Below are 14,323 nucleotides of genomic sequence, written 5' to 3' on the forward strand. Positions count from 1 at the left end.
TTTTATGCGTCGCGCCTTGCTCTTCGCTTTTGCGCTGTTCGCCTTGCCAGCCGTGCAAGCAGCAGACCTTCACCCTTTCTCCGTAAGCTACACCGCCGACTGGAAACAGTTGCCCATGAGTGGTTCGGCTGAACGCAGCCTGGCCAAGAATGGCGACGGCACCTGGACCTTGAATTTCAAGGCCTCCATGATGATCGCCAGCCTCACCGAAACCAGCGTGATCCAATTCGACAAGGACACCCTGCAACCGAAGAGCTACACCTTCGAACGCGGTGGCCTGGGCAAGGCGAAGAAGATCAACCTGGACTTCGACCAGACCGCCAAGAAAGTCACCGGCTTTGAAAACAAGGACGCGGTCAACGTGCCCCTGCAAAGCGGCATGCTCGACAAGTCGACCTACCAGTTGGCCCTGCAGCGCGATGTGGCGGCCGGCAAGAAGAGCATGAGCTACAACGTGGTGGAAGGCACTGACGTCGACACCTACGACTTCCGCGTGATCGGCCCGGAAAAGGTCCAGACCAAGGTCGGCTCCATCGACGCGATCAAGGTCGAGCGCGTGCGTGACCCGACTCAGAGCAAGCGCATCACCCAGATGTGGTTTGCCAAGGACCAGGGCGGCATCCTGGTTGCCTTGCGTCAGGTGGAAACCGATGGCAAGGAATACAACATCATGCTGCAGGACGGCACTGTTGACGGTAAGGCTGTCAAAGGTAGCTGACCGGTAGTTGGAACAAAGAGCCTCGCGAATGCGGGGCTTTTTTTCGCCTGTCGCATGGGTTCCACCCTGACGCGAACATGAAACTTTTGTCATAAAACTCAGCACCATGCGAGGCAATGTCGCGATTTACGCGGCCTGCAGGACTGTTGCATTTGCTGCAATGAATTGTTGCGCGAAAAGTCGGTTTACTTAGCAAGCTAACAAATCATATAACAAAGGCCTGCGACGACTTGCCGCAGATCCACCAGAGATTGGAGCAAGCAGATGACTGTAAAAGTAACTGAACGCGACGACGAACATATGTCCCACGAAGCACTGGGCCATGGGATTCACATCTGGGATGTACACCAACAAGACCTGTTGGTCGGCATGTTTCACAACGAGAGCGACGCTCATAATTATAAAAACGAGCTCGAAGCCCTTGAGATGAGACGCCAGTCAGAAAGCCGTTAACCCCATACTGTAGGAGCGAGCTTGCTCGCGAAAAACTCATAGGCACCGCGCTCATTCAGGCTACACGCGTTTTCGTTGACGTTTTTCGCGAGCAAGCTCGCTCCTACAAATAAAAACCCCGCCTTTTGAGCGGGGTTTTTCGTTCCTATAGCTTTACCACATCAGATCATCCGGGATCTGGTAGGCCGCGTACGGATCATCCTCGTCCGGCACCTGGCTTTCCGTGAGGATATTGAGCTGCACGATACGCTCCGGTGCGCGCTCCTGGATCTTCAGCGCGGCTTCGCGCGGGATCACCTCGTAGCTGCCGCCGTGGTGCACGATAGCCAGGGAGCCGTTGCTCAGCTTGTTGCGCATCAAGGTATTGACCGACAAGCGCTTGACCTTCTTGTCATCCACGAAGTTGTAGTAGTCCTCGGTGGTCAGCTTGGGCAGGCGCGAGGTTTCGATCAACTGCTTGACCTGGGCGGTACGCGCCTTGGCCTCTGCTTTTTCCTGCTGCTGGCGGTTCAGTTCCTGGTCGCGCTTGACCTTCTCGGCGTGCGCTTCGGCCGCCAGGCGGGCCTGGGTGTCATCCGCCTCGATCTGGCCTTTGTGGACCAGGCGCTGCTGCTTCTGTTTCTCTTTGCCGACCTGCTTGGCCTGCTTTTGGTTGACCAGACCTGCTTTGAGCAACTGGTCGCGAAGGGAAAGGCTCATGGTGCTTACTCACTTAGGCAACTGCTCAACCGCAGCTGGACACATTCTTTTCCTGACGTTTGGCTTCGCCCCACAGGGCGTCCAACTCTTCGAGGGTGCAATCTTCTATGGGTTTGTGCGTATCGCGCAATGCCTGTTCGATAAATCGGAAGCGTCGTTCGAACTTGGCATTGGCGCCACGCAGCGCGGTTTCCGGGTCGACCTTGAGGTGACGGGCCAGGTTGACCGCCGCGAACAGCAGGTCACCGACCTCATCGGCAATCGCCGCAGAATCGTTGTCGGCCATGGCTTCGAGCACTTCATCCAGCTCTTCGCGCACGTTATCCACCACCGGCAGGGCCGACGGCCAGTCGAAGCCGACCTGGCTGGCGCGCTTCTGCAATTTGGCGGCACGGGACAGGGACGGCAGCGCCGTGGGCACATCGTCCAGCAGGGAAAGTTGCTCCGGCGCGTCGGACTTTTCCGCACGTTCCTCGGCCTTGATCTGCTCCCAGCGCTCCTTGACCTGTTCTTCACTCAGCTGCGGGATATCCAGCGGTGCATACAGATCGCCCGTGGGGAACACGTGGGGATGACGACGGATCAGCTTGCGCGTGATGCTGTCGATCACCCCGGCAAATTCGAAGCGCCCTTCTTCCCGCGCCAACTGGCTGTAATACACCACTTGGAACAGCAGGTCGCCCAGCTCGCCTTGCAGGTGATCGAAGTCGCCGCGCTCGATGGCGTCGGCCACTTCATAGGCTTCTTCCAGGGTGTGCGGGACGATGGTCGCGTAGGTTTGCTTGATGTCCCACGGGCACCCGTATTGCGGGTCCCGCAGGCGGTTCATCAGGTGCAGCAGGTCTTCAAGCGAATACATCATGGGGTTCGGTTACGCCGCGTCTCGATGATGTTCGGTAGCTGGGAAATCCGCCCCAGCAACCGCCCCAGTGCGTCCAGCCCCGGAATCTCGATGGTCAGGGACATCAACGCAGTGTTGTCCTCTTTGTTCGAGCGGGTATTGACCGCCAGCACGTTGATCCGCTCATTGAGCAGCACTTGCGACACGTCACGCAGCAAGCCGGAACGGTCGTAAGCACGAATAATGATGTCCACCGGGTAGGTGAGCACCGGCACCGGGCCCCAGCTGACCTGGATGATCCGCTCCGGCTCACGCCCGCCCAGTTGCAGCACCGAGGCGCAGTCCTGGCGGTGAATGCTCACGCCACGGCCCTGGGTGATATAGCCGACAATGGCGTCACCCGGCAACGGCTGGCAGCAGCCGGCGATTTGGGTCATCAGGTTGCCCACGCCCTGGATCTGGATATCGCCGCGTTTGCCAGGCTTGTAGCCGGTGGCCTTGCGTGGGATCAGCTCCAGCTGTTCGCTGCCGCGTTCCGGCTCGACCAGTTGCTGGGCCAGGTTGACCAGTTGGGCCAGGCGCAAATCGCCGGCACCGAGGGCGGCGAACATGTCTTCGGCGATCTTCATGTTGGCTTTTTCGGCCAACTTGTCGAAGTCCACCTGAGGCAGGCCGAGGCGCCCGAGTTCGCGTTCAAGCAAGGTTTTACCGGCGGCGACGTTTTGGTCGCGCGCCTGCAATTTGAACCAGTGGACGATCTTCGCCCGTGCCCGCGACGTGGTGATGTAGCCCAGGTTCGGGTTCAGCCAGTCACGGCTCGGCGTGCCGTGCTTGCTGGTGATGATCTCGACCTGTTCACCGGTCTGCAGGCTGTAGTTGAGCGGCACGATGCGCCCGTTGATCTTGGCGCCCCGGCAGTTGTGGCCGATCTCGGTATGCACACGGTAGGCGAAGTCCAGCGGCGTCGCGCCCTTGGGCAAGTCGATGGCGTGACCGTCCGGGGTGAAGATGTAGACCCGGTCCGGCTCGATATCCACGCGCAGCTGTTCGGCCAGGCCGCCGATGTCACCGAGTTCTTCGTGCCATTCCAGCACTTGGCGCAGCCAGGAGATTTTTTCTTCGTACTGGTTGGACCCGGCCTTGACGTCGGTGCCCTTGTAGCGCCAGTGCGCGCATACGCCCAGCTCGGCCTCTTCGTGCATGGCGTGGGTGCGGATCTGCACTTCCAGCACCTTGCCCTCGGGGCCAATCACGGCCGTGTGCAACGAGCGGTAGCCGTTTTCCTTGGGGTTGGCGATGTAGTCGTCGAACTCCTTGGGAATGTGCCGCCACAGGGTGTGGACAATACCGAGCGCGGTGTAGCAGTCGCGCATTTCCGGCACCAGCACGCGCACGGCCCGTACGTCGTAGATCTGGCTGAAGGCCAGGCCCTTGCGCTGCATTTTGCGCCAGATGGAATAGATGTGTTTGGCGCGGCCGCTGATGTCGGCTTCGACGCCGGTGGCCTGCAACTCAGAACGCAACTGGTTCATCACGTCGGCGATGAAGCGCTCACGGTCCAGCCGCCGCTCGTGCAGCAGCGTGGCGATCTGTTTGTATTGATCGGGTTCGAGGTAGCGGAAGGACAAGTCCTCCAACTCCCACTTGATATGACCGATACCCAGGCGGTGCGCCAGCGGCGCATAGATATCGAAGACTTCGCGGGCAACGCGGTTGCGCTTCTCGTCGTCGGCGGTCTTCACCGCACGAATCGCGCAGGTACGCTCGGCCAGCTTGATCAGGGCGACACGCACGTCGTCGACCATCGCCACCAGCATCTTGCGCAGGTTCTCGACCTGGCCCTGGGTGCCCAGCACCATGGACTGGCGCGGGCTGAGGCTGGCGCTGATGGCGGCCATGCGCAGCACGCCGTCGATCAACTTGGCCACCACGGCGCCGAAACGCTGGCTGACGGTGGGCAACTGAATATGCCCTTCACGCACGCCGCGATACAACACGGCGGCAATCAGTGAATCCTGGTCCAGCTTGAGATCGGCGAGGATCTCGGCGATTTCCAACCCGGTGCGAAAGCTCGAAGTGCCTTCGGCCCACAGGTTCTTGGCCGCATTGTCTTGCTGCTCAGACTCGCGAGCGAACTCGCAGGCTGCTTTCAAGGCTTCACGGTCCAGTGCCGGGTCGACACTGATGGCATGATCCAGCCATGCCTCGAGATTGATACTGCCGTCGGTGTTGATCGGCTGGTGTGCTCTCACCTGTACCATCTTGCTTACCTTCCCTACGACGCACCTTTGATGCGCCAGAATTCATCGCCGACCTTCTACTGCTCCCTGGCAGATCACAGGCCCTGGAGACGACAGGCCGGTCGGATTAAACGGGCATCCTAGCCCGCTTCAAATAACGCCATGGCCTCGACATGCGCGGTTTGCGGAAACATGTCGAGGATCCCGGCACGTTTTAGCCGGTAGCCCTGCTTGACCAACTCAACCGTGTCCCGCGCCAGCGTGGCCGGATTGCAGGACACATACACCAGACGCTTGGCTCCCAGGGTCGCGAGCTTGCGCACAACCTCCAGGGCACCATCACGGGGTGGGTCCAAGAGTACCGCAGAAAAGCCCTGTTTGGCCCATTCCGCGTCAGTCAAAGGCTGGGACAAATCGGCCTGAAAAAACTGCGCATTATGCAAATCGTTGCTGACGGCGTTGACGGCCGCCCGGTCCACCATGGTCTGCACGCCTTCCACCGCCACCACTTCGCGCACTTGGCGCGCCAGTGGCAGGGCGAAGTTGCCCAGGCCGCAAAACAGGTCCAGCACCCGCTCGTCGGGTTGTGGCGCCAGCCATTCCAGGGCTTGGGCGACCATCGCTTCGTTGACCCCGGCGTTGACCTGCACGAAGTCGCCAGGTCGGTAAGCGAGCTCCAGATCCCACTGTTCCAATCGAAAACCCAAGACCGAATCGACGTCGACCGGCTCAGGTTGACCCTCGCCATGCAGCCATAATTGGGCTTCATGGAAGGCACAGAATTCTTTCAATACCTGCAGGTCCGCTTCCGACAACGGCGCCATATGCCGCAGCAACACGGCGATGGAGGTACCGCTGAACAACTCCACGTGCCCCAGGGCCTGCGGTTTGCTCAGGCGACGCAGCATGTTCGGCAGGCGCTGCATGATCGGTTGCAAGGCCTGTACCAGCACCGGGCAATCGTCGATGGCGACGATGTCCTGGCTGGCCACGGCGCGAAAACCCACTTCCAGCTGTTTGGCCTTGGCATCCCAGCGCACGGCCACGCGGGCGCGGCGACGGTAACCGAATTCCGGACCGCTCAAAGGCGCAGCCCACTCTTGCGGTTCGACACCGGCCACACGGGACAGTTGCTCGGCGAGCATGCGCTGTTTCAGGGCAAGTTGTTCAGTGTGGGGCAAGTGCTGCACGCTGCAACCGCCGCAGCGGCCAACATGGGCGCACGGCGCCGGGCGGCGCAGTTCGCTGGCCTTGAACACGCGCTCGGTGCGCGCCTCGACGATCTTGCCGTGGGCCCCCAACACTCGCGCTTCAACTTCTTCGCCGGCCAGCGCGCCATTCACGAACCAGGTGCGGCCTTCAAAAAACACGATGCCACGACCGTCGTTGGCCAGACGCTCGATGGTCAGGCGCTGCTTCTTGCCCACAGGAATCTGCGGGGCCCGGCTGCCGCCCGTCGGTTGGAAGCGCAGGCCTCTCTCGTGCTTGGCCATCAGTTGGGTTCGTCGAAGATGCCGGTCGACAGGTAGCGGTCGCCTCGGTCACAGATGATCGCGACGATCACCGCGTTTTCCACTTCCTGGGACAAGCGCAACATCCCGGCCACCGCGCCACCGGACGACACGCCGCAGAAAATGCCTTCTTCACGGGCAAGGCGGCGGGTGGTGTCTTCGGCTTCACGCTGGGCCATGTCGATGATGCGGTCCACGCGGGTCGAGTTGTAGATCTTCGGCAGATACTCCTCGGGCCAGCGGCGGATACCCGGGATGGCCGCGCCTTCCATCGGTTGCAGGCCAACGATCTGGATCGCCGGGTTCTGCTCCTTGAGGTAGCGCGAGTTGCCCATGATGGTGCCGGTGGTGCCCATGGAGCTGACGAAATGGGTGATGGAGCCCTGGGTCTGACGCCAGATTTCCGGGCCGGTGGTGGTGTAGTGCGCCTCGGGGTTGTCACCGTTGGCGAACTGGTCCAGCACCAGGCCACGGCCTTCGGCGGCCATGCGCTCGGCCAGGTCCCGTGCGCCTTCCATGCCCTCTTCCTGGGTCACCAGGATCAGTTGGGCGCCGTAGGCGGTCATTGCCGCCTTGCGTTCGGCGCTGCCGTTGTCGGGCATGATCAGGATCATCTTGTAACCCTTGATCGCGGCGGCCATGGCCAGGGCGATCCCGGTGTTACCCGAAGTGGCTTCGATCAGGGTGTCGCCGGGCTTGATCTGCCCGCGCAGTTCGGCGCGGGTGATCATCGACAGCGCCGGGCGGTCCTTCACGGAGCCGGCCGGGTTGTTCCCTTCGAGCTTGAGCAACAGGGTATTGCTGGTTTCACCCGCCATGCGTTGCAAGCGGACCAGGGGCGTGTTGCCGACGCAATCGGCGATTGTAGGGTACTGCAAGGTCATGGCGTATTCGCAATCCAGACTGCGGGGGCGAACATCATACCGGGAAAGGCCGGCGGGCCATATCACGCAAAGTGCGGTGCTTATGGCTTAAAGGAATAAGGCACCGAATGTTCACTGCTCGCCATGGTTGCGTTTGAACACATCAGGCCCCATCGCCGCAATCTGGCCGTCGATCAACGCATCGAAGGGTTTGAGCAAGGGTGCAAACGAAGCGGGCGACTCCAGGACCTCCAGCGCCTGCACAATCGCTTCCACTGTCGACAGCGCGCCGGGGCCGGGGGCCTTGCGCAGCCGATAGCGGGACACTGCACTGTCGGCCAACGCCACCCTTGGCAACGCCGCCAATAGCGGGTTGAGGTGCAAAAGCTTGCGCGCCTTGCGCCAAGTGCCGTCGGGGACCACCAACAGCAGCGGCTGATCTTCGGGCGCGTACACCTTTAATGGCTGGGCGTCGTCTGCCGGAAACAGCAGCCGTGCCTGGTAACCGGGCACGTTCAACAACGTCGGCAAGTCTTCAAACACCTCCCCTACTACCAACTGCGCGTTGTTCAACCCCAACGCCGCCAACCGTGCGGTATTCAGCGCATGGTTGACCTCGCTCGGGTGCTGCAACAGCAACACGCGGGTGCGGCTATCGAGGCTGGGGATCAGCGCGCACAGGCCGTGGGCGACAGGCCTGAGGCAACGGGAACATTGGGGTCTGGACATGGTTTATCAGGCCTGGTTGAGCTGGGCTTTGAGCAAGTCGCGGAACGTCTGGATCAGCGGTTCACGGCTGCGACCTCGACGCATGATCATCGAGAAGGGTGCCTGGTAGCCGAAGGTCGCCGGCAGCAAGACGCGCAAATCGCCTTTGTCGGCCCAGGCCTGGGCGTAGTGTTCGGGCAAATAACCGATGTAGGCGCCGGACAGCACCAGGATCAACTGCGCCTCCATACTTTCCACGGTGGCGGCACTGTGTTTGAAGCCGTGTCTTGCCAATTCGGCCTGGCTCCAGTAGCCGCGACCGACCATGCGTTGCTGCGTGATCACCTGCTCGGGAATACGCCGTTCATTGAACAAAGGATGCCGCGTGCTGCAATACAACCAGTGCTGCTCGCGGTACAGCGGCATGTAGATCAGCCCGCTCATACGGTTGGAAAACGCGCCGATGGCCAAGTCCAGGCGGTTGTCCTGCACGCCAAGTTGCAGTTCATAAGGGCTCATCACCGACAGGTGCAGGTGCACCGCCGGGTGTTCCAGGCTGTAGGCGCCGATCACTTCGGCGAAGGGTAACGCTTTGTCGCTGACCGTGGAGTCCAGTACACCCAGCTTCAGCGTGCCGCGCAACTCGCCCTTCAACGCGGCGGCGTACTGCTCGAAACCTTCCAGCTCGCCCAACAGGCGCAAGGTTTCCTGATGGAACAACTCGCCCTTGCTGGTGAGGCTGAAACCACCCCGCCCGCGATGGCACAACACCAAGCCCAGCGCCGCTTCCAGCTGACTCATGTAGGTGCTGATGGCCGAGGTGGACAGGTTGAGTTCGTGCTGGGCATTGGCGAACCCCTGGTGCCGCACGACGCTGACGAAGATGCGCAGGAGTTTCAGGTCGGGCAAGGCGTTGGCCATGGTCGGCTCCGGGTGTGGGTCGTTGCAGTCTACCTGTGCGCATTAGTTTAGAAAAATCTGAACTAAGTATTTGCCCCTGCCGATTCTTTCGTTTCCATGTATTTCGCAGAATCGGCCCCTAATAAACAAAACAACGATGAGGCACTCCCGTGGACAAGATTTTCCACCAACCACTGGGCGGCAACGAAATGCCGCGCTTCGCCGGCATCGCCACCATGATGCGTCTGCCCCACCTGCAAACGGCCAAGGGCCTGGATGCCGCCTTTGTCGGCGTGCCCCTGGACATCGGCACCTCGCTGCGCGCCGGCACCCGCTTCGGGCCGCGTGAAATCCGCGCCGAATCCGTGATGATCCGCCCTTACAACATGGCCACCGGCGCCGCACCGTTCGACTCGCTGTCGGTGGCCGACATCGGCGACGTGGCGATCAACACCTTCAACCTGCTCGACGCCGTGCGCATCATCGAAGAAGCCTACGACGAGATCCTCGAACACGATGTGATCCCCATGACCCTGGGCGGTGACCACACCATCACCCTGCCGATCCTGCGGGCGATCCACAAGAAACACGGCAAGGTCGGGCTGGTGCACATCGATGCCCACGCCGACGTCAACGACCATATGTTCGGCGAGAAAATCGCCCACGGCACCACCTTCCGCCGCGCGGTAGAAGAAGGTTTGCTCGATTGCGACCGTGTGGTGCAAATCGGCCTGCGCGCCCAGGGCTACACCGCCGAAGACTTCAACTGGAGCCGCAAACAAGGCTTCCGTGTGGTTCAGGCCGAAGAATGCTGGCACCACTCACTCGCGCCCTTGATGGCCGAAGTGCGTGAAAAAGTCGGCGGCGGCCCGGTGTACCTGAGCTTTGACATCGACGGTATCGACCCGGCCTGGGCGCCCGGCACCGGCACCCCGGAAATCGGCGGGCTGACCACCATCCAGGCCATCGAAATCATCCGTGGCTGCCAAGGCCTCGACCTGATTGGTTGCGATCTGGTAGAAGTTTCGCCGCCCTACGACACCACCGGCAACACCTCGCTATTGGGCGCCAACTTGCTGTACGAGATGCTCTGCGTGCTGCCTGGCGTGGCACATCGCTGATGAGCGCCCACGAAGTACTGCAAGCCGCCGCCGACCTGGTGGCGGCCTTCGCCCGCAATGACCGCGCCGCCTACTTCGGCGCATTCACGGCGGACGCCAGTTTCGTGTTCTACACCCTGCCCCAGCCGCTGCTCAGTCGTGACGCCTACCAGGCGTTGTGGGACAGCTGGCGCCGGGATGAGGGGTTCGAGGTGCTGTCCTGCACCTCGAGCAACGCCTTTGTCAGCCTGCAAGGTGACGTGGCGATTTTCATGCATGACGTGGCCACCGAGCTGCGCATGAACGGGGAGCAATTCAATAGCCAGGAACGCGAGACCATTGTCTTCAAACGGCAAGGGCTTGGCGCAGAACAACAAGAAGGCCTGTGGCTGGCCTGTCACGAACATTTGTCCGCTATGCCGGAAGGGCTGCCGCCCCCTTAGCCAATGTGATCGGAGCAGATCATGAATAATAAAAACAACGATAAAAGTATTCGCAAGATAGAAACCAACGGGGTCGAGCAGATCCCGGACCACGAACGTACCGCCGGCCCCAAGGATCTGTTCCGACTGATCTTCGGCGGTGCCAATACCTTTGCCACCGCCGTACTGGGTTCTTTCCCCGTACTGTTCGGTTTGTCGTTCCAAGCCGGTGTCTGGGCGATTGTGCTGGGCGTGCTGGTGGGTGCGCTGATCCTGGCGCCCATGGGCCTGTTCGGGCCGATCAATGGCACCAACAACGCCGTGTCTTCAGGTGCGCACTTTGGCGTGCACGGGCGGATTGTCGGCTCGTTTCTCTCGCTGCTGACGGCGATTGCCTTCTTCTCACTGTCGGTATGGAGTTCAGGCGACGCGCTGGTGGGCGGTGCGAAACGTCTGATTGGCTTACCGGAAACCGACCTGAGCCTGGGCCTGGCCTACGGAGTGTTCGCGATCCTGGTGCTGACCGTGTGCATCTACGGCTTTCGCTTCATGCTGTGGGTCAATCGCATTGCGGTGTGGGCGGCGAGCCTGCTGTTCCTGCTGGGGATCTTCGCGTTCGCGCCGGCCTTCGACAGCCACTTCGCCGGCGCCGTAGCGCTGGGCCAGACCGGCTTCTGGGCCGCCTTTATCGGCGCCGCGCTGGTGGCCATGAGCAACCCGATCTCCTTCGGCGCGTTCCTGGGTGACTGGTCGCGCTATATCCCGCGTGAGACGCCGAAAATACGTATCATGCTGGCGGTGGTCCTGGCGCAAATCGCGACCTTGATCCCCTTCCTGTTCGGCTTGGCCACCGCGACCATCGTGGCGATCAAGGCACCGGACTACATCGCAGCCAACAACTATGTCGGCGGTTTGCTGGCGGTGGCGCCGAGCTGGTTCTTTCTGCCGGTGTGCCTGATCGCCGTGATCGGCGGCATGTCTACCGGCACTACTTCGCTGTATGGCACCGGGTTGGACATGTCCAGCGTGTTTCCACGCCTGCTGTCGCGGGTCAAGGCCACGTTGCTGATCGGGGTGATGTCGATTGCCTTCATCTTTATCGGACGTTTCGCCGCCAACTTGGTGCAAAGCGTGTCGACCTTCGCCGTGCTGATCATCACCTGCACCACGCCGTGGATGGTGATGATGATCATCGGCCTGATCGTGCGTCGCGGCTTCTATTGCCCGGATGACCTGCAGGTGTTCACCCGGGGTGAAACCGGCGGCCGCTACTGGTTCAGCCATGGCTGGAACTGGCGCGGGCTGGGCGCGTGGATCCCGAGTGCGCTGGTGGGCCTGTGCTTCGTCAACCTGCCGGGGCAGTTTGTCGGGCCGCTGGGTAACCTGGCGGACGGCATTGATATCAGCCTGCCGGTGACGCTGGGGTTGGCCTCGGTGGTGTACCTGACCTTGCTTCGTGTGTTCCCGGAACCGGCGGCTGTTTATGGGCCGACTGACTCCCGCAGCAAGCGCACGGATGCGCACGTTAAACCGGCGCTGCAACAAGCCGCCTGATCCTCATAAAAAAGATAATCGGAGAACCGCCGTCATGGCTTTGGATTTATTCGTCGTACTCATCTACGCCGCCGGCATGCTCGTGCTCGGCTACTACGGCATGCGCCGCGCCAAGACCCACGAAGACTACCTGGTGGCCGGTCGCAACCTGGGCCCATCACTGTACATGGGCACCATGGCCGCCACGGTATTGGGTGGGGCGTCCACCGTCGGCACCGTGCGCCTGGGCTACGTGCATGGCATCTCCGGCTTCTGGCTGTGTGCCGCGCTGGGCATGGGCATCATTGCGCTGAACCTGTTCCTGGCCAAGCCACTGTTGAAGCTGAAGATCTTCACCGTGACCCAGGTGCTGGAAAAACGCTACAACCCGATGGCTCGCCAGGCCAGCGCCGTGATTATGCTGGCCTACGCGCTGATGATCGGCGTGACCTCGATCCTGGCCATCGGCACCGTACTGCAAGTGCTGTTCGGCCTGCCGTTCTGGATCTCGGTGCTGCTCGGCGGTGGCGTGGTGGTGGTGTACTCCACCATCGGCGGCATGTGGTCGCTGACCCTCACTGACATCGTGCAGTTCGTGATCAAGACCGTCGGCCTGATGTTCATCCTGCTGCCGATCTGCCTGTACCGCGTCGGCGGCTGGGACGAACTGGTGGCCAAGCTGCCCGCATCGAGCTTCAGCTTCACTGCGATCGGTTGGGACACGATCATCACCTACTTCATGATCTACTTCTTCGGCATCCTGATCGGCCAGGACATCTGGCAACGGGTGTTCACCGCCCGTGACGAAAAGGTCGCCAAGTACGCAGGCACTTTCGCCGGTTTCTACTGCATCCTCTACGGCCTGGCCTGCGCATTGATCGGCATGGCCGCACATGTCCTGATCCCGGACCTGGATAACGTCAACAATGCGTTTGCCGCCATCGTCAAAGCCTCGCTGCCTGACGGCATCCGTGGCCTGGTGATTGCCGCAGCACTGGCCGCGATGATGTCTACCGCCAGCGCCGGCCTGCTCGCCGCCTCCACCGTACTGACCGAAGACCTGCTGCCGCGTCTGCGTGGCGGCAAGCAGTCGAGCCTGGCCATCAACCGTCTGTTCACGATGCTGACCGGCATTGCCGTGCTGGGTATCGCCCTGGTGGTGAGCGATGTGATCAGCGCTTTGACCCTGGCCTACAACCTGTTGGTGGGCGGCATGTTGATCCCGCTGATCGGCGCGATCTTCTGGAAACGCGCAACCACCTCGGGGGCCATCACCTCCATGACCTTGGGCTTTGTGACGGCGCTGGTGTTCATGATCAAGGATGGCTTGGATGCGAACACGCCGATCTACTACAGCCTGGCGATTGGGCTGGTGAGTTTTGTGGTGGTGAGTTTGCTGTCGCGCCGGCCAGAGGGTGTGGCGGCCAACGCGGTTTGAGATACAACTGGATTTAGAGCGGTTTCTTCAGCGGGCGCGACGTCGGATGTCGTGCCCGTTTTTTTTACTCAGCATCCAGGCGGACCTGTTCGAACAAATTACCGCAAGACTTACAGCCATAATACTGCTCGGTTGCAGGGCATTCGATCTCCCCTGTCGCCCCCGCCCTCACCCGCCAAGTACATGCCTTACCGCGATACTTCAGTGTGCCTTCAAGGTAACAAGGTGCCCAGTCGTGCTCGTCATGCAGCGTGCGTGCGTCAATAGGTTCAGCGCGTTTGAAGAAGGACGCGACTTGTCGCTCATCCAACGTAACGTCGCTGGGTCGACAGCGCTCCGGTTCTTCGGAGTGAAAACCCGAGATAGCGATGTTGTCGATATCTGGAGGGGAAGCCGCGCACCCGGCGAGTGATGCCCACACACCGAATGAGTACCCGCGCAGAGTCATTGACAACACGCGGTGGGTTAAATGTTTGGCGACTAAAACGCGGGACATCCCAACGCCTACTGATCCGTGAAGGCATAAATATAGAAGGACGAACCGGGAAAAGGGCACGCATGACAAAATAAGAAGAAGGTTCTGACAATGAGGCATGCCTCGTCAGGCAATTGCGGACACTAAAAAATGTACGGCGAATACAGCCTGATGACAGGGACCAAACACGCCCTGAAGAACGACCCGAGATATCAGCGCCCGCGCGATTCAATCGCGTGAGCGCTTCCAGGACTTACCTGCGACGTGGGCGACGTTGCTCGTCATCGGTGCGAATCGGCACGGGTTGCAGTGGGGGCTCGATCAAGCCCAGTGCAACACCCAGATCATGGAGCCAGTTTTGAATTTTCTCTTTCATGGTTGCCCCCTTTGAGGGTAATGCTGGTAGGCGCAAGTTCTGTCGC

General features: G+C 60.9%; 14 protein-coding genes. 6 read left to right on the forward strand and 8 right to left on the reverse strand.

Translation table 11 applies throughout. The features are described 5' to 3' along the window. The first annotated feature begins 4 nt into the window (after positions 1-4). Together CI807_RS28610 and CI807_RS28615 are read left to right on the forward strand one after the other, a co-directional pair. A complete protein-coding gene (locus tag CI807_RS28610; protein ID WP_033900686.1) occupies positions 5-718 on the forward strand; it encodes a DUF3108 domain-containing protein in 714 nt (237 codons plus the stop codon). 264 nt (positions 719-982) lie between these two features. Then, positions 983-1,171 carry a hypothetical protein gene (locus CI807_RS28615; protein ID WP_016976512.1) on the forward strand — a complete coding sequence of 63 codons (189 nt, stop codon included), beginning with the start codon at positions 983-985 and terminating at the stop codon, positions 1,169-1,171. A 153-nt stretch (positions 1,172-1,324) separates the two neighbouring features. On the opposite strand, the gene CI807_RS28620 is transcribed toward CI807_RS28615, so the two are convergent. The 7 genes from CI807_RS28620 to CI807_RS28650 all read right to left on the reverse strand — a co-directional run bounded on the left by CI807_RS28620 (position 1,325) and on the right by CI807_RS28650 (position 8,954). Then, positions 1,325-1,870 (reverse strand): DUF2058 domain-containing protein, encoded by a 546-nt coding sequence (locus CI807_RS28620; RefSeq protein WP_016976511.1) that lies wholly within the window; start codon positions 1,868-1,870, stop codon positions 1,325-1,327. A gap of 25 nt (positions 1,871-1,895) precedes the next feature. Further along, on the reverse strand, positions 1,896-2,729 hold the full coding sequence (gene mazG / locus CI807_RS28625; RefSeq protein WP_095017150.1) for a nucleoside triphosphate pyrophosphohydrolase: 834 nt from the start codon (positions 2,727-2,729) through the stop codon (positions 1,896-1,898). Further along, positions 2,729-4,972: a GTP diphosphokinase gene (gene relA, locus CI807_RS28630; RefSeq protein ID WP_033900680.1), complete on the reverse strand. Its 2,244-nt coding sequence runs from the start codon at positions 4,970-4,972 to the stop codon at positions 2,729-2,731. The genes mazG and relA overlap by 1 nt, the downstream gene beginning before the upstream one ends. A gap of 119 nt (positions 4,973-5,091) precedes the next feature. Next, positions 5,092-6,444: a 23S rRNA (uracil(1939)-C(5))-methyltransferase RlmD gene (rlmD, locus tag CI807_RS28635; protein WP_095017151.1), complete on the reverse strand. Its 1,353-nt coding sequence runs from the start codon at positions 6,442-6,444 to the stop codon at positions 5,092-5,094. Further along, on the reverse strand, positions 6,444-7,346 hold the full coding sequence (gene cysM / locus CI807_RS28640; RefSeq protein WP_095017152.1) for a cysteine synthase CysM: 903 nt from the start codon (positions 7,344-7,346) through the stop codon (positions 6,444-6,446). The genes rlmD and cysM overlap by 1 nt, the downstream gene beginning before the upstream one ends. 111 nt (positions 7,347-7,457) lie before the next feature. Continuing rightward, positions 7,458-8,054, reverse strand: coding sequence for a tRNA-uridine aminocarboxypropyltransferase (locus CI807_RS28645; RefSeq protein WP_095017153.1), 597 nt, complete (start codon positions 8,052-8,054; stop codon positions 7,458-7,460). 6 nt (positions 8,055-8,060) lie between these two features. Then, positions 8,061-8,954: a LysR family transcriptional regulator gene (locus CI807_RS28650; protein WP_028617381.1), complete on the reverse strand. Its 894-nt coding sequence runs from the start codon at positions 8,952-8,954 to the stop codon at positions 8,061-8,063. A 149-nt stretch (positions 8,955-9,103) separates the two neighbouring features. On the opposite strand from CI807_RS28650, the gene speB reads away from it, so the two are divergent. From speB to CI807_RS28670, 4 genes are read left to right on the forward strand one after another with little or no spacing between them, the layout of a single operon-like run. Next, the gene (gene speB, locus CI807_RS28655; protein WP_016976505.1) at positions 9,104-10,054 is read left to right on the forward strand and encodes an agmatinase; all 951 of its coding nucleotides are present in this window, start codon (positions 9,104-9,106) and stop codon (positions 10,052-10,054) included. Continuing rightward, a complete protein-coding gene (locus CI807_RS28660; RefSeq protein WP_095017154.1) occupies positions 10,054-10,476 on the forward strand; it encodes a nuclear transport factor 2 family protein in 423 nt (140 codons plus the stop codon). Before speB ends, CI807_RS28660 begins: the two co-directional genes overlap by 1 nt. Positions 10,477-10,497: 21 nt before the next feature. Beyond that, positions 10,498-12,009, forward strand: coding sequence for a cytosine permease (locus tag CI807_RS28665; protein ID WP_095017155.1), 1,512 nt, complete (start codon positions 10,498-10,500; stop codon positions 12,007-12,009). 34 nt (positions 12,010-12,043) lie between these two features. Continuing rightward, on the forward strand, positions 12,044-13,426 hold the full coding sequence (locus tag CI807_RS28670; RefSeq protein WP_095017156.1) for a sodium:solute symporter: 1,383 nt from the start codon (positions 12,044-12,046) through the stop codon (positions 13,424-13,426). A 728-nt stretch (positions 13,427-14,154) separates the two neighbouring features. Here the strand turns inward: CI807_RS28670 and CI807_RS31970 are convergent. Beyond that, positions 14,155-14,277: a PA1414 family protein gene (locus CI807_RS31970; RefSeq protein WP_003193089.1), complete on the reverse strand. Its 123-nt coding sequence runs from the start codon at positions 14,275-14,277 to the stop codon at positions 14,155-14,157. Between the last annotated feature and the right edge of the window lie 46 nt (positions 14,278-14,323).

It is taken from the genome of Pseudomonas sp. NS1(2017), assembly GCF_002269425.1.
In the GTDB taxonomy this organism is placed as follows: Bacteria; Pseudomonadota; Gammaproteobacteria; order Pseudomonadales; family Pseudomonadaceae; genus Aquipseudomonas; species Aquipseudomonas reactans.

What these genes read in the sequence shown, in the direction of transcription:
- CI807_RS28610 (WP_033900686.1), top strand. Translation starts at nt 5, where the DNA reads ATGCGTCGCGCCTTGCTCTTCGCTTTTGCGCTGTTCGCCTTGCCAGCC.
- CI807_RS28615 (WP_016976512.1), top strand. Translation starts at nt 983, where the DNA reads ATGACTGTAAAAGTAACTGAACGCGACGACGAACATATGTCCCACGAA.
- CI807_RS28620 (WP_016976511.1), bottom strand. Translation starts at nt 1,870, where the DNA reads ATGAGCCTTTCCCTTCGCGACCAGTTGCTCAAAGCAGGTCTGGTCAAC.
- mazG (WP_095017150.1), bottom strand. Translation starts at nt 2,729, where the DNA reads ATGTATTCGCTTGAAGACCTGCTGCACCTGATGAACCGCCTGCGGGAC.
- relA (WP_033900680.1), bottom strand. Translation starts at nt 4,972, where the DNA reads ATGGTACAGGTGAGAGCACACCAGCCGATCAACACCGACGGCAGTATC.
- rlmD (WP_095017151.1), bottom strand. Translation starts at nt 6,444, where the DNA reads ATGGCCAAGCACGAGAGAGGCCTGCGCTTCCAACCGACGGGCGGCAGC.
- cysM (WP_095017152.1), bottom strand. Translation starts at nt 7,346, where the DNA reads ATGACCTTGCAGTACCCTACAATCGCCGATTGCGTCGGCAACACGCCC.
- CI807_RS28645 (WP_095017153.1), bottom strand. Translation starts at nt 8,054, where the DNA reads ATGTCCAGACCCCAATGTTCCCGTTGCCTCAGGCCTGTCGCCCACGGC.
- CI807_RS28650 (WP_028617381.1), bottom strand. Translation starts at nt 8,954, where the DNA reads ATGGCCAACGCCTTGCCCGACCTGAAACTCCTGCGCATCTTCGTCAGC.
- CI807_RS28660 (WP_095017154.1), top strand. Translation starts at nt 10,054, where the DNA reads ATGAGCGCCCACGAAGTACTGCAAGCCGCCGCCGACCTGGTGGCGGCC.
- CI807_RS28665 (WP_095017155.1), top strand. Translation starts at nt 10,498, where the DNA reads ATGAATAATAAAAACAACGATAAAAGTATTCGCAAGATAGAAACCAAC.
- CI807_RS28670 (WP_095017156.1), top strand. Translation starts at nt 12,044, where the DNA reads ATGGCTTTGGATTTATTCGTCGTACTCATCTACGCCGCCGGCATGCTC.
- CI807_RS31970 (WP_003193089.1), bottom strand. Translation starts at nt 14,277, where the DNA reads ATGAAAGAGAAAATTCAAAACTGGCTCCATGATCTGGGTGTTGCACTG.